The sequence below is a fragment of the Oceanobacillus sp. FSL W7-1281 genome, assembly GCF_037969835.1.
Lineage (GTDB): Bacteria > Bacillota > Bacilli > Bacillales > Amphibacillaceae > Oceanobacillus > Oceanobacillus oncorhynchi.
The window spans coordinates 1,568,433-1,582,485 of sequence record NZ_CP150214.1 but is presented as its reverse complement, the minus strand read 5'-3'; the positions used below and the strand labels follow the sequence as shown (position 1 = coordinate 1,582,485).

Below are 14,053 nucleotides of genomic sequence, written 5' to 3'. Positions count from 1 at the left end.
ATGGAACACCCACTTCTAGCAGTTTGATATGTCCATTTCTTTCTCATCAGCCGGAGCAACTGGGTACAAGCCTGTCATACAAGCCATGCAGACACCTTGATTGATCGTTTTATCTTTGACGATGGCATTCTCTAAGCCTTCTTCAGACAGATAAGCGATACTGTCTGCCCCAATGATTTCTCCAATTTCTTCAATACTGTTGTTTGCTCCAATCAGTTCTTCCTTCGTAGACATATCGATTCCATAATAACAAGGGTCTGTTATCGCTGGAGAAGCAATCCGTACATGAACTTCCTTTGCACCAGCATCCTTTAACATTTTTACAATTCGTCTGCTTGTTGTTCCACGAACAATCGAATCATCAATCATAATGACACGTTTTCCCTCTACAATTCCGCGGACTGGAGACAGCTTCATCTTTACACCAAGCTCTCTCAGCTCCTGGGAGGGCTGGATAAACGTTCTTCCAACGTAACGATTTTTGATAATTCCCATTTCATAAGGCAGCTTGCTTTCCTCTGCGTAGCCAATGGCAGCTGAAATACTGGAATCCGGTACTCCTATCACTAAATCTGCATCAACCGGCGCTTCCTTAGCCAGCTCTTTTCCCATCCGTTTCCGGGATGCATGGACATTGACATAATTTAAATCACTATCCGGTCTGGAAAGATAGACATATTCCATCGCACACATTTGTCTCTTGCCGCGCGGAGCAAACCGGAAGGAAGTAAGACCGTCTTGGTTAATTTTTATTAATTCACCCGGCAATACCTCCCGCTCAAAGGTTGCACCGATTTGATCGAAAGCACATGTTTCCGAGGCAACGACATACGCTTCTCCTATTCTTCCAATAGAAAGTGGTCTGATTCCAGCCGGGTCCAGCGCAGCGTATAAGGTATCATCCTCTAAAATAAGGTAGGCGTAAGCACCTTTGACACGGTTGAGCGCTTCCGATATGGTTGCTTCCGTGACCTCTCCGCTTCGTTTCATTAAATGAGCTAACACTTCTGTATCGGAGGTCGTTTGAAAAATGCTTCCCTCTTTTTCAAGCTCCTCACGCAATGCGGTAGCATTCATTAAATTTCCATTATGTGCTAAAGCCATCCCGCTGGTAAGTGACTGGAAAAGAAGGGGCTGTACATTTTCCAGCCCTTTTCCGCCCTGGGTAGCATACCTTACATGCCCTAAAGCAATTTTTCCGTTTAAATCATCAAATTTTACTTGCTTAAAAACATCATTAACCAGTCCAAGCTGTTTATAGCCGGTTAATTCCTTATCTTTGCTGACAACAATCCCGGCACCTTCCTGCCCGCGATGCTGCATCGAATGCAGCCCATAATAGGTTAATTCTGCTGCTTTCTCATGTCCCCAAATTCCGAATACACCGCATTCCTCGTTTATGCCTTTGATTTCAGCAAGCATGGAATAGCTCCCTTCCAAAGTGCTTTTAACGCTGCTGCATCTTCCTGTAGAATCATCTCGTTATTTGCCATGATAGTTAGCTGATTATCTGCTGTTACTTCACCAAGTTTAACTGCATCCGCAAATACATCTTCCAAAGCGGCCTGATGCTCCGGCTTTACGGTAACAAGAAAACGTGATTGGGTTTCACTGAATAACGCAACCGTTGCATCTCCTGAAAGTGTCACTTCTGCACCCAGCTCTTCACTGGAGAATAATGATTCCGCTAATGCAACTCCTAGCCCGCCCTCTGCAAGGTCATGCGCAGATTGGATTTTACCCTGCCTGATTAAAGAGAGCAGTTTTTCCTGACGTTCCGCTTCAATCGTTAAATCCAGATGCGGTGCTTTTCCTTCATATTTTCCATCCTGGATAAATTGCAATTCACTGCCGCCAAATTCATTTTTCGTTTCCCCGATAAGATAAATACTGTCGCCGGCTTTTTGGAAAAAGCTTGGCGTAATATGCGCCGTAGATTCATGCAAGCCAACCATGCCGACAACCGGTGTCGGATAAATCGATTTCCCTTTGGACTGATTATATAAGGAAACATTTCCGCTGATAACCGGCGTTTGTAATGCTTTACAGGCCGCACTCATTCCATCAACGCTTTTTTCCATTTGCCAGAAGATTTCCGGATTTGTCGGATTACCGAAATTCAATCCATCTGTAAGACCTAATGGCTTCGCTCCGGAGCAGACAATATTGCGGGCTGCTTCCGCAACAGCAATCTTTCCGCCTTCTTCCGGGTCTAAATAAATATAGCGGGAATTACAATCCGTTGTGATAGCCAAGGCTTTGTCTGTCCCCTTGATACGAACGACTGCTGCATCAGAACCAGGTGTAACAACGGTATTGGTCTGCACCATGGAATCGTATTGGTCATAGACCCACTCTTTACTGGCAATCGTCGGACGCTGCAGTAATTGTTTCAACGTTTCTCCATGATGACCCACAGCTGGTGTTTGGACATCAATCTGCTGGAAATCCTGATAGTACTGGGCTTCCTTCGATGGCATATGATACACGGGTGCATCATCCGCCAAAGAATCCACCGGAATATCTGCCACGATTTCATCGTGATGCTTGATACGGAATACTTTTTCCTCGATAACCTTTCCGACTGGAACAGATTTCAAACCGTACTTTTCAAAAATAGCTATGATTTCTTGTTCACGGCCAGCTTTCACGCAAAGAAGCATCCGTTCCTGTGACTCAGACAGCATCATTTCATAAGCAGTCATATTTTGCTCGCGCTGCGGTACAAGATCTAAGTTCATTTCCAGTCCGGTTCCTGCTTTACTCGCCATTTCACTGGCAGAAGAGGTTAAGCCGGCAGCTCCCATATCCTGCATGCCGACAAGTGCGTCAGAATGAATGACCTCCATACATGCTTCAATCAGCAATTTTTCCATAAACGGATCGCCGACTTGTACAGCAGGGCGGTCTTTGTTGGAATCCTCTGCTAAATCATCCGAGGCAAAGGTCGCGCCATGAATGCCGTCTCTCCCTGTTGGCGGTCCTGCATACAAAATCGTATTGCCGATCCCCGCAGCAATTCCTTTTTGTACTTCATCATGATTGATCAGTCCCACACACATGGCATTGACAAGCGGATTATCTTCATAGCTGTCATCAAATTGTACCTCTCCGCCGACAGTTGGAACACCGACACAGTTTCCATAACCGGCAATCCCGGCAACAACCTCGGAAAATAGATACTTGGTACGGTTCGTGGTTAACGGACCAAAGCGCAAAGAGTTCATTAACGCAATCGGACGTGCTCCCATGGAGAATACATCACGGATAATGCCGCCGACGCCGGTTGCTGCTCCCTGATACGGCTCAACAGCGGAGGGATGATTATGACTTTCCACCTTGAAAACAACTGCCTGCTCGTCGCCAATATCAATGACTCCTGCACCTTCTCCAGGTCCCTGCAAAACATTTGGACCTTCTGTCGGGAACTTTCTTAAGAGAGGCTTGGATGTTTTATAGCTGCAATGCTCTGACCACATAACAGAAAAGATGCCTGTCTCCGTAAAATTCGGACGACGTCCAAGGATCGTTTTGATTTTCTCAAACTCTTCATCACTTAAACCCATATCCTGATACAATCGGTCTTGTTCAATTTTCTCTGAATCTATATTATGCGTTAACTGCATTGCTGCTCCTCCAATTCGCGATCATAGATTGAAATAGCCTTAAGCCGTCTTCACTTCCTAATAATGCCTCCACTGCCCGTTCCGGATGCGGCATCATACCCAGCACATTACCTGCTTTATTGCGAATACCGGCAATATCCTCGACAGAGCCATTTGGATTGTTTTTATAAGTGAATACGATTTGATTATTGTCCTTTAATTTCTGTAACGTTTCCTCATCACAGAAATAGTTGCCTTCTCCATGAGCGATTGGAAAACTAACAACCTCGTTCTTATCATATAACGTTGTAAAAACCGTCTCATTATCCTCGACAACCAATTCCTCCTGATGACACATAAACGAAAGATTTTTATTGCGCATTAATGCTCCCGGCAGGAGGCCTGCTTCCGTCAATATCTGAAATCCATTGCAAATCCCCAGTACAGGCTTGCCTTTTTCCGCATGCTCTCGAATCTTGTTCATAATATCTGATGTAGATGCCATCGAACCAGACCGTAAATAATCTCCATAAGAAAAACCGCCCGGAATCAGAATGCCATCCACTTCATCTAACAAATGCGTATCTGTATACCAGACAAGGCTGGCTTCAGCACCTGCAACCTCTCCAGCTGCATGGTACATGTCCCTGTCACAATTAGAACCCGGAAAAACAATCACAGCTACCTTCACAATTATCGTGCCTCCTCTAGCTCGATCCGATAATCTTCAATGACCGGATTCGCCAATAATTGCTCACACATCTGCGTTACTCTTCCCTCTAATCCAGGTCCGTCCTCTACTTGAAGTTCAATATATTTTCCGACACGAACATCTTCCACCTCTGGATAATCCAAAGAATGAAGCGACGTTTGAATTGCCTTTCCCTGTGGGTCTAACACACCTTGTTTTAACGTAATATATACCTGTACTTTTCTCATAGCTGCGCCTCCAAACGATTTAGTATTTCTTCATATACGGTAATCAAATCTCCTGTTCCTTGCCGAAAAACATCTTTATCTAATTTTTCATTGGTTTCGATATCCCATAATCTGCACGTATCCGGGGACACCTCATCAGAGAGCAGAATGTCACCTTCCTTGTTTCGGCCAAATTCCAATTTAAAATCGACCAGACGGACACCGATTGCAGCAAAAATTTCTGTTAATGCCTGATTCACTTTTCTTGCCTTCTCTTTGATGCCGGCTAATTCTTCCGCTGTAATATCTGTTAGATAAAGCGCATGCTCATCATTAATCAACGGGTCTCCTAAACTATCATCCTTATAAAACAGTTCTGCCAGCGCAGGCTCAAAAGACGTTTTTTCCTCGATGCCGAGACGCTTGGTAATACTACCTGTCGCAATATTCCGAATTACCACTTCTAGCGGAATAATATCTGTTTTCTGAACTATTTGGGTAGTGGAATCCAGCCGCTCGATAAAATGCGACGGAATTCCTTTGTTTTCTAATGCTTGGAACAGGAGGGAAGAGATCTCGTTATTGAGTCTCCCCTTCCCGGTAAACTGAGCTTTCTTCTCTCCATTAAAAGCTGTTGCATCATTCTTATACGAGAGAATCAAGTGATTTTCATCCGTGTCTGATTGATAAACCTTCTTTGCTTTTCCTTCATACAAAAGCTCGAGTTCCATATGGGAATTCCTCCTAGGCAAGTCCAATTTTTGTAAAGATTTGATCGACATTCTTCAAATGGTAGGTATAATCAAAGCAGCCATCGATTTCTTCCTGTGTTAATTTACTTGTAATCCGCTCATCCTGTTCTACCAATTCCTTAAAGGAAGTCGCTGTTTCCCAGGCTTCCATTGCTTTTGGCTGCACGATATCATAAGCTTCCTCACGCGCCAATCCTTTATCAATCAGCGTTAACAATACGCGCTGTGAGAAAATAACCCCGTGAGTACGGTCAATGTTGCGCTTCATATTTTCAGGGAATACTGTTAAATTCTCTACAATATTGCCGAAGCGGTGCAGCATATAGTCCAGTGCAATCGTCGCATCCGGTAAAATGACACGCTCTGCAGAGGAATGCGAGATATCACGTTCATGCCACAATGCTACATTCTCATAAGCCGTTACCATATAACCGCGGATAACGCGTGCCATCCCTGTCATATTTTCAGAACCAATCGGGTTACGTTTATGCGGCATCGCGGAAGACCCTTTCTGGCCTTTGGCAAAGCGTTCTTCTACTTCTCTTGTTTCTGTTTTTTGCAAGCCGCGGATTTCGGTTGCAAACTTTTCAATCGATGTAGCAATCAATGCTAACGTAGATAAATAAGCTGCATGACGGTCACGCTGCAAGGTTTGTGTGGAAACCGGCGCTGGCGATGTGCCCAGCTTTTCGCAGACATATTGTTCTACAAATGGATCGATATTGGCATAGGTTCCAACCGCTCCAGACATCTTTCCAAACTCTACATTGTTCGCTGCAAGCTCAAAACGCTCGACATTACGCTTCATTTCCTCATACCATAAGGCCATTTTCAAACCAAAGGTTGTCGGCTCTGCATGCACGCCATGGGTGCGCCCCATCATCACCGTATGTTTATGTTCTTTCGCTTTTTCTTCTAAAATACAGACAAAGCGATTCAATCCATTTCTTAAAATGTCATTTGCCTGTTTCAATATATAAGAAAGAGCTGTATCCACCACATCGGTTGAAGTCAAACCATAATGGACCCATTTTCTTTCCTCGCCTAATGTTTCCGATACAGCGCGGGTAAATGCAACCACATCATGGCGTGTTTCCTGCTCGATTTCATAGATACGGTTGATATCGAAAGAAGCATTCTCACGCAATTTTTTAACGTCCGCTTCTGGAATAAACCCAAGCTCACTCCATGCTTCACAAGCCAAAATTTCCACTTCCAGCCAAGCCTTGAATTTATTTTCCTCTGTCCAGATATTGCCCATTTCTTCTCTTGTATAACGTTCGATCATTGATTTGCTGCCTCCTCAAAAATATCCAATTGTTTCCGTAAAGCTTCTGCTGTTTCTGCTGTAAATGTGATATGTCCCATTTTACGTTTTTCTTTCGGTTCTTCTTTTCCATACAGATGAAGAAAACCAAAATCATGATTCGCAGTAAATTCGATTGCTTTTGGCAGCGATTCGCCTAAGACATTGACCATTGCGGTCGGCTGATGGAAGCTGACTGGGATAAGCGGCAGTCCGCAAATTGCCCGGATATGCTGTGTGAATTGCGATACATTACACCCTTCGATCGTATAATGTCCGGAATTATGCGGTCTTGGTGCCATTTCATTCATATAAATCGTGCCCTCGCCGACAAACATCTCAATCGCAAAAGTCCCGACAATCTCCATGCGTTCCGCAATTTTCGCCGTCATCGCATACGCTTTTTCTCCAAGCACCGCCTCTATTTCTGCCGGTACCGTTGTTTTGTACAGAATATGGTCACGGTGTTCGTTCTCGGCGATAGGGAAGAAGGTGATATCTCCTTGCTGCGACCTTGTAAAGACAACCGAAATTTCCTTATCAAAAGGAACCCATCGCTCTATTATACAATAGCCATGCTCTTGGAAAAACGCTAAAGCTTCCTTTTTATCTTCTTCTGTTGTGAGTTTCAGCTGTCCTTTTCCATCATACCCTCCCCGGCAGGTTTTAATGACTGCCGGAAGCGGAATAATGGACAGCGCTTCTTTACAGGCTTCCTCTGTTTTCACGATGCGAAATGCCGGCACGGAGAGCTCTAACTCATCCATCAGCAGCTTCTCTTTTTCCCGGTTCTGGGTAACCTCTAATGCCAGCGCACCCTGCGGAAGCTTTCCTGCGTTCTGGATCAGCTCTGCAGCATCTAAATCGACATTTTCAAATTCATATGTAATCACATCGGTTTTTTCAATCAATTCTTTTACAGCTGTGATTTCTGCATAGTCTGCTACAATCTGCTCATCAGCAACCTGTGCAGTCGGGCAGTTCGGTGTCGGGTCTAAAACAACAATGCGGTACCCCATGTATCTGGCAGCAATCGCCATCATTCTGCCAAGCTGACCGCCGCCAATAATTCCAATCGTCTGAGGTGGCAAGATTTGTTTAATAGGTTGCAAGCTGATCCCTCATTTCCTGAACAGCGTCTTTCATTGCTGCACGGTATTCTTCTAATGCTTTTTCTGCATCTTTATCAAACGTGCTGATAATCTGCGTTGCTAAAATAGCGGCATTTTTTGCCCCCGCTTTGCCAATGGCAACTGTTGCAGTCGGGACACCGCCGGGCATTTGAACAATCGATAAGAGTGAATCGACTCCTTGCAGAGCTTTGCTTTCAACAGGAACGCCAATAACCGGCAGCGTTGTCTGTGAAGCAACCATTCCTGGCAGATGTGCTGCCCCGCCTGCACCGGCAATAATAACCTTCAGCCCTTTTTCCCGCGCGCCTTGAGCGTAGGTAAACATATCATCCGGCGTACGGTGGGCGGAAATAACTTCTTTTTCATAGCTGATATTTAGCGTTTCAAGTTCTTTGCAGGTATGCTGCATGGTTTCCCAATCGGAGATACTTCCCATAATGACACCAACTTGAGCCATCGAATCCCTCTTTCTGAATTTTTATTGTTTTTACGGATTTTAAAAGATAGTTTTTAATATAATGTTCGGATTTTGATTGAAACAATGAAATAATAAGTTACAGCTTACCTATTCAGAAATACATTACTTTTCCAACAGGAGTTTGTATGTGTTTTTTCTAGGACTGGCATTGCGATTACTCGCTCCACCAAAAACCTTCGATAGCTACTTTTACAACTTAAACCTCTTATTACATCAAGAGAATAAGTATATAAACCATTAAAAAAGTCCATTCACCTTCCATAAGGGAAGATGAATAGACTTGGTTAAAAGTTGTTCAAAGCGTAGTTAACTGGACTTTTGAACATCCTTATTATAAGCATCATTCAACATCCGCTGTTCTTCAAACAACGGCTCATCCTCCCTCATAGTCCGGTCATTTACGGTGCCGGGTAGAAACTTTTGAGCCATATTCTCAAGTATATATGAGGCATTTTTCAATTGTTGGCTTTAGCATACCAAAAAAAAATGAAAAATGCAAGATAATGTCGAACATTTTTAGCTTTACATGAAATTAATGTTCGGTTTTTGAAGACTATTCTTTTGAATGGCCTTCATTTTGTGTCTGTTCTTTATTTTTATTATTATTCTCTTTACGCATCAATTTTCCTTTACGAACCTGTTTTACCCAGAACCCGCCGTGGATTCGTTTTGGTTCGTAAGAAATAATAAATGCTTTCGGATCAATTTCGTGAATGGTTTCATATAATCTCAATTCATACTTTCTCGGTGTTAAAATTTGAACGGAAAGTCTGTCTCCATCCATTCCATAGGAGGACCAGCTTGTTACGCCATATCCCTTTTCACGAAGACGCTGTGTGAAATTTAAATCTGGATTAGCAGAGACAACATTTACGGTAATGTAGCCGAGGGCAAGCTTTTCTTCAATTTTGGAACCAATAATCAACCCTGTTGCGAAACCTACTGCATAAGCAATCACATTTTGAAATTGGTTGAGGTTATCTAATACGAGCATTAGCCCAACAACATACATAACCATTTCAAATATACTCACAAATGCGGCAATATAGGTTCTTCCCTTTAGTGTTAAAATCATACGAACCGTCATAATTGATACGTATAGCACATTCACTATAAATATAATGGCCACCATAACAAGCACATTCTCTAACATATTGATTCCCCCTCTTTACCTCATATTAAGTGAAAATTTATTCAGTGAAGGTTGTGTATATCCCTCCTAAATAAGGAACAAAGATTACGATCATAACTTTCTTGTCGTCGTCATCTCTTTGTGACTTACAGCCAGTTACACTGTGGTAGAATATCCTTACAAACAGAAGAAAATAAATTCAAACAAATTACAGACCTTGTGAATATTTCCCTTTATTTCCTAAAATAAAACACATTGATTTTAAGTGAAACAGGGTTACTTTAATTTACCATAATTATAAATCATTACGCTACAGATTTTTGATAAAATAAAACTTTGATCAACGGGAAGTTTATGAGCGCTTCTCCGTGATAAAAGTTCTTACTCATATTATGATATTTTATTAACACGTAGACCAAGTTCATCCTTTCTTTCAAAAGTTTCTTTTTGTATATTAACTCAACTTTCGCACCTAAGAATAAGCATATATATCTTGTTATTCTAGGATGAACATGTTCTCGATTACCATACTTGCTTTTTGGTTAAATATCCGGCCATTTTGGAATTGGTGATGGTGCATAGCACCGCTCCGGCCAACCACTCCGCTTTCTATGGGGACGGCTTCAGCTAACTTGAAAAGAAACCCGCTTTTCAAGTGGATCTTCAGCTCGCCCTGCGATGCACAAATGTTTTCGATGGGGCGAGTAATCGCAGTCCCAGGACGTGCAAGTGCAGGCGTTGTGACAGGAGTCACGGGTTTAGCCTGCAAACCACTTAGGAGTCTACGTGGTTGGCCTGCGCTCTGATAAGATTCTACAGCGAATGAAAGAAATAGCAGCTTTCGCCTGAACAACCCAATCATAACAGCATAGATATGAAATACAGAGAAGAGCTTCGATGTACAGAAAGGAATCTTGGTCGAACATTTTACCATACAGCATGAAAAATATGTTCTATCTGAATTAAACATCTATTTGGTGAGGTGTTTTCCATGTATAGAATATCCTACTAGCGGAGGAAAAACACGGAGACTCCTATGGGAAAGCGCAATGGTCTTCGGTGGGGCGAGTAATCGCAAAAGCTCTTCGATGGGACGAGTAATCGCAGTCCCAGTCCCAGTGGGAAGACCCCGCAGAAAAAAGCGAACTTCTTTTTTTGAGGAGGCTGAGCGCAAGCCCATGGAAAGCGTAGTGTTTTTCCGCAGCGGTGCTTTACACTTCACCTTCTATTCTTTGTCAAGGGAGTTATCCAAGGAACGATCAACTCCTGTTTCTATGGAAATAAAGTTACTTTTTAACGTGTGAAAGTTTAGTATATTTAGAAATAGCTTATCCCACAATCTCCATACAAGGGAAGTGAGTATTTTGTTAAAAAATATAGCGTACCTGAAATCTGGAAACGAAAAATAGAGCAGAGCGTATAACGTGATTCATCAATTAAATATAATGAAAGATTTAAAATCATACTCTCCAATATTATGCGGAACTATACCGCTGGGAATCGACACAGCAAGCTCGGATTTAGATATGATTATGGAAGTGCATAATCTGCAAGACTTTGCAAAGATTATACATAATTATTATGGCTCTTACTCAGGTTTCCGATTAAAAAATAAAACGATCCGGGGAAAACCAATCGTAAAAGCAAATTTCACTTATCAGAAATTTGAATTTGAACTATTTGGTCAACCCCAACCTGTCGCAGAGCAGTATGCTTATCTGCATATGGTTATTGAAAAATATCTGCTGGATGAACATCCATTGTGGAAAAGTAAGATTATTGCGTTAAAAGAAGATGGCCTTAAAACGGAGCAAGCATTTTGCGCTATGCTTGGGTTAACTGGAGATCCTTATGAAGCCTTAATAGATTACGGGCGTAAAAGACAGATAATCTGAAGTATTTTGATTTGCCCTTCTCAATAAGCATGAAAAAAAAGGAGTTTTTCCTCCTTTTTTCATTACATAGCTATTCTTTTAAGCAATAATCTTGTAAGACCAAAAGTAACTACCAATGATGTTACAGTAATAATGAATGGGGAAGCAGCACTTGCTTTTATAAGTGCCGTCTCTGAAGATAAAGCACCTGTCTGTTGCCAAGCCGCACTGATATCAGGAGTATAAAGCAGCGTCCATATCATCCCTGCAGCAACTTGAAGTACTAAAAAAGAAACACAGAAAATCCCTGCAAAAACCAGATATTTTTTCATGAATATTTTCCTCCCTTTATCTGCCTTACGATTTAACAAGGCTTAAAGATTCAAATTTTCATTAGAAATCTATCTTCCTAGAATCCTCTCAATCTCTTTCGCAATGTCTTCCTCCAAATAATCCCTAAATCTGTACAATGAAACAGTTTATCCGCACTCCATAAATTTTCTCGATCTAAATACATGACTTCATTACAAGCTGCAATCGACCACTGGGGGTTGGGACGTTCTATCAGTTGTAAATCTTTCTTCGGCTGGATTTTACCTGCTTCCAGCACGCGAAAATACCATCCTGTTTTTAAGCCGTTTTCCATTTCCTTCTGCGATACGATGCCAGGCTGAGATACTTGAATCGTTGCTTCCCCTAACTGATAAATATCGCCAATAAAAACAGTATGCTCATCCATTTCCAGCACAGAGAAATTTTCTTTCTTCTCGCCTGCACGTTCTGTAAATAACTTCTTTACACCCGGTTCATTATAATGCTTCACTGGAAAAGCAAAAATACTTTTATCAAAAATAGCTTTCTTTTTTTCCGGATTCTCTTTGGCAAATCCTAATCTAGATAAATACATAATATTTATTATCTCTTTCTGTTTACTAGTAAGAATCCTATGTACAAATGGTTCTTCCATGATGTCACCTTATTTCTAAAAATACTTAAATTATGTTATATTAATTCCATTCTACAAATTATCGTGACTTTTGAAAAGCCTCAAGGAGGAAGTGAACATGACAATGCAAAAAGCAACATTTGCCGGCGGCTGCTTCTGGTGTATGGTGAAGCCCTTCGACCAATGGGACGGCGTACACCAAGTGATATCCGGTTACACAGGAGGACATATCGATAATCCTGCTTATGAGCAAGTCAAGCAGGGAAATACGGGACATTATGAAGCGGTGGAGATTACGTATGATGATTCCTTCATCGATTATCAAACAATCCTCGATCTATACTGGCCGCAAATCGACCCAACTGATCCGGACGGGCAATTTCAGGATAGAGGCGAGCAATATCGAACAGCAATCTTTTATCATAATGAAGTCCAAAAAGAATTGGCTGAAAAATCAAAGCAGCAGCTTGCTGAGAGCGGCAGGTTTTCCAAGCCGATTGTAACAGAAATCAAAGCAGCAGCACCCTTTTATCCTGCAGAAGATTATCATCAGGATTTTTATAAAAAAAGTAAAGAAGAATATGAAGAAGACCGCGCTAAATCAGGCAGGGATGAATTTATCGCTGAAAATTGGCAGCCATCATCCTAAACAAACTTATTTGGAGGAATTTCAGTGAAAAAACAACTTATTGTTACCGAAGAAATAACCATTCATGCATCCTTAGAGAAGGTTTGGGAAGTATTAACACTTCCGAAATGTGTAGCACAATGGGATGAGCTGCCGGAGGACTACCCTTCTGAACCAATGACGGAGGGCAGCAAAGTAGTTTGGGACCTGCCAAACGGAGAACAGTCTATTACTACGATTATAAAAGCAGAAAAAGAAAGAGAGCTTATCATCGATTTACACGGAACTGGCTGGAAATTCAAGCCCGAACCAGGAGAGGTTGCTTACCGTTATTTATTAGAACCTGCAGGCAGCCATACAAAATTAGTTATCGAAATTGGTGACTTCTCTCTTTTGGATCAAGGGAAGGATTATTATGACGCTTCCGTTGATTTTGCAAAAGAATCCTCTAACGTGATAAAAGCTTTAGCTGAAAATGAATCGAAATAGCTTGGATAAAGAGACTTGATAACGAATAGGTTAGATGGTCTCTTTTTGCATGTAATCCATTAACCTACCTTTCTTTACACGCTTCAATAAACCCCTTATAAATTGCCAAAGACGGGTCATTTTCGAGATGAATCATGCCTTCCGGATGCCACTGTATCCCTAAAACAAAACGATGCATTTTACTTTCAAAGGCTTCCATCACACCATCTCCTGCCACAGCCGAAATCATAAAATCCTTCCCTAGAGAGCGGTTTGCCTGATGATGGTAGCTGTTCACCTTGATTTCCGATGCCTGCACCAGCTTTTCCAATAAAGAAGAAGGTGTTATCTTGACAGCATGCGACCGGTGATGAAAAGCTGCTTTTTGAGTATGCTGTATCAACGGTTTTGGATACTGCGAATCTAAATCCTGATACATGGTTCCACCAGTAACAACATTTAAAATTTGGCATCCTCTGCAAACGCCCAATACCGGCTTACCCTTCTCTAAAAAATAAGGAATAATCTCCTTTTCCAAGCGGTCTCTTTCAGGAATGATCGTACCTAAATTCGGATTCGGCCCCTCTTGAAACAGGGAAGGATCAATATCATAGCCTCCAGGAAGATAGAGACCGTCCAATTTATCAAGCAATGCAGCAATCTCCTGATAGTCACTATAATAAGGCAGTATGACAGGGATGCCGCCGGCTTTTTCGATAGCTCTTACATTTCGCAGGTTCATTTTATATTCCATGCCGTCTATTTCCATCGAAGCGGTTAGCCCAATGATTGGTTTCATTTGTATATTACCTC

The 14,053-nt window shown here is 42.0% G+C and carries 15 protein-coding genes and 1 riboswitch; of the genes, 3 read left to right on the top strand and 12 right to left on the bottom strand.

Features of this window, described 5'->3' with window-relative positions; genetic code table 11:
• Positions 1-15: 15 nt before the first annotated feature.
• From purF to MKX55_RS07945, 9 genes are all read right to left on the bottom strand, one after another.
• Positions 16-1,422, bottom strand: a complete 1,407-nt coding sequence (gene purF, locus MKX55_RS07985; RefSeq protein ID WP_193063875.1) for an amidophosphoribosyltransferase — start codon at positions 1,420-1,422, stop codon at positions 16-18.
• A complete protein-coding gene (purL, locus tag MKX55_RS07980; RefSeq protein WP_339237442.1) occupies positions 1,398-3,626 on the bottom strand; it encodes a phosphoribosylformylglycinamidine synthase subunit PurL in 2,229 nt (742 codons plus the stop codon). The genes purF and purL overlap by 25 nt, the downstream gene beginning before the upstream one ends.
• On the bottom strand, positions 3,610-4,296 hold the full coding sequence (gene purQ / locus MKX55_RS07975; RefSeq protein ID WP_339183853.1) for a phosphoribosylformylglycinamidine synthase subunit PurQ: 687 nt from the start codon (positions 4,294-4,296) through the stop codon (positions 3,610-3,612). Before purQ ends, purL begins: the two co-directional genes overlap by 17 nt.
• Positions 4,297-4,298: 2 nt before the next feature.
• Entirely contained in the window at positions 4,299-4,544 is a 246-nt protein-coding gene (gene purS / locus MKX55_RS07970) for a phosphoribosylformylglycinamidine synthase subunit PurS (RefSeq protein ID WP_042533017.1), read from the bottom strand.
• The gene (gene purC / locus MKX55_RS07965; RefSeq protein WP_339183852.1) at positions 4,541-5,254 is read right to left on the bottom strand and encodes a phosphoribosylaminoimidazolesuccinocarboxamide synthase; all 714 of its coding nucleotides are present in this window, start codon (positions 5,252-5,254) and stop codon (positions 4,541-4,543) included. The genes purS and purC overlap by 4 nt, the downstream gene beginning before the upstream one ends.
• 13 nt (positions 5,255-5,267) lie before the next feature.
• Positions 5,268-6,563: an adenylosuccinate lyase gene (purB, locus tag MKX55_RS07960; protein ID WP_339237440.1), complete on the bottom strand. Its 1,296-nt coding sequence runs from the start codon at positions 6,561-6,563 to the stop codon at positions 5,268-5,270.
• The gene (gene purK, locus MKX55_RS07955; protein ID WP_339237437.1) at positions 6,560-7,693 is read right to left on the bottom strand and encodes a 5-(carboxyamino)imidazole ribonucleotide synthase; all 1,134 of its coding nucleotides are present in this window, start codon (positions 7,691-7,693) and stop codon (positions 6,560-6,562) included. Before purK ends, purB begins: the two co-directional genes overlap by 4 nt.
• Positions 7,680-8,171, bottom strand: coding sequence for a 5-(carboxyamino)imidazole ribonucleotide mutase (purE, locus tag MKX55_RS07950; RefSeq protein ID WP_339237435.1), 492 nt, complete (start codon positions 8,169-8,171; stop codon positions 7,680-7,682). The genes purK and purE overlap by 14 nt, the downstream gene beginning before the upstream one ends.
• Positions 8,172-8,558: 387 nt before the next feature.
• Positions 8,559-8,659, bottom strand: a riboswitch (purine riboswitch).
• 86 nt (positions 8,660-8,745) lie between these two features.
• The gene (locus tag MKX55_RS07945) at positions 8,746-9,345 is read right to left on the bottom strand and encodes a DUF2179 domain-containing protein (protein WP_339183842.1); all 600 of its coding nucleotides are present in this window, start codon (positions 9,343-9,345) and stop codon (positions 8,746-8,748) included.
• A gap of 1,403 nt (positions 9,346-10,748) precedes the next feature.
• Here MKX55_RS07945 and MKX55_RS07940 point away from each other — a divergent pair.
• Positions 10,749-11,219, top strand: a complete 471-nt coding sequence (locus MKX55_RS07940; RefSeq protein ID WP_339237434.1) for a DUF4269 domain-containing protein — start codon at positions 10,749-10,751, stop codon at positions 11,217-11,219.
• A gap of 62 nt (positions 11,220-11,281) precedes the next feature.
• Here the strand turns inward: MKX55_RS07940 and MKX55_RS07935 are convergent, their stop codons facing one another.
• Both MKX55_RS07935 and MKX55_RS07930 read right to left on the bottom strand, forming a co-directional pair.
• Positions 11,282-11,530, bottom strand: coding sequence for a hypothetical protein (locus MKX55_RS07935; RefSeq protein ID WP_339237433.1), 249 nt, complete (start codon positions 11,528-11,530; stop codon positions 11,282-11,284).
• 77 nt (positions 11,531-11,607) lie between these two features.
• The gene (locus MKX55_RS07930; RefSeq protein WP_339183837.1) at positions 11,608-12,105 is read right to left on the bottom strand and encodes an MOSC domain-containing protein; all 498 of its coding nucleotides are present in this window, start codon (positions 12,103-12,105) and stop codon (positions 11,608-11,610) included.
• 157 nt (positions 12,106-12,262) lie between these two features.
• Here MKX55_RS07930 and msrA point away from each other — a divergent pair, with 157 nt between their 5' ends.
• Positions 12,263-12,793: a peptide-methionine (S)-S-oxide reductase MsrA gene (gene msrA, locus MKX55_RS07925; protein WP_339183835.1), complete on the top strand. Its 531-nt coding sequence runs from the start codon at positions 12,263-12,265 to the stop codon at positions 12,791-12,793.
• A gap of 24 nt (positions 12,794-12,817) precedes the next feature.
• Positions 12,818-13,261, top strand: coding sequence for an SRPBCC domain-containing protein (locus tag MKX55_RS07920; RefSeq protein WP_339237430.1), 444 nt, complete (start codon positions 12,818-12,820; stop codon positions 13,259-13,261).
• A gap of 64 nt (positions 13,262-13,325) precedes the next feature.
• Here the strand turns inward: MKX55_RS07920 and MKX55_RS07915 are convergent, their stop codons facing one another.
• Positions 13,326-14,039: a gamma-glutamyl-gamma-aminobutyrate hydrolase family protein gene (locus tag MKX55_RS07915; RefSeq protein ID WP_339237429.1), complete on the bottom strand. Its 714-nt coding sequence runs from the start codon at positions 14,037-14,039 to the stop codon at positions 13,326-13,328.
• Between the last annotated feature and the right edge of the window lie 14 nt (positions 14,040-14,053).

Coding starts and splice junctions, on each gene's coding strand:
- purF (WP_193063875.1), bottom strand. CDS start 1,422: ATGCTTGCTGAAATCAAAGGCATAAACGAGGAATGCGGTGTATTCGGA.
- purL (WP_339237442.1), bottom strand. CDS start 3,626: ATGCAGTTAACGCATAATATAGATTCAGAGAAAATTGAACAAGACCGA.
- purS (WP_042533017.1), bottom strand. CDS start 4,544: ATGAGAAAAGTACAGGTATATATTACGTTAAAACAAGGTGTGTTAGAC.
- purC (WP_339183852.1), bottom strand. CDS start 5,254: ATGGAACTCGAGCTTTTGTATGAAGGAAAAGCAAAGAAGGTTTATCAA.
- purB (WP_339237440.1), bottom strand. CDS start 6,563: ATGATCGAACGTTATACAAGAGAAGAAATGGGCAATATCTGGACAGAG.
- purE (WP_339237435.1), bottom strand. CDS start 8,171: ATGGCTCAAGTTGGTGTCATTATGGGAAGTATCTCCGATTGGGAAACC.
- MKX55_RS07945 (WP_339183842.1), bottom strand. CDS start 9,345: ATGTTAGAGAATGTGCTTGTTATGGTGGCCATTATATTTATAGTGAAT.
- MKX55_RS07935 (WP_339237433.1), bottom strand. CDS start 11,530: ATGAAAAAATATCTGGTTTTTGCAGGGATTTTCTGTGTTTCTTTTTTA.
- MKX55_RS07930 (WP_339183837.1), bottom strand. CDS start 12,105: ATGTATTTATCTAGATTAGGATTTGCCAAAGAGAATCCGGAAAAAAAG.
- msrA (WP_339183835.1), top strand. CDS start 12,263: ATGACAATGCAAAAAGCAACATTTGCCGGCGGCTGCTTCTGGTGTATG.
- MKX55_RS07915 (WP_339237429.1), bottom strand. CDS start 14,039: ATGAAACCAATCATTGGGCTAACCGCTTCGATGGAAATAGACGGCATG.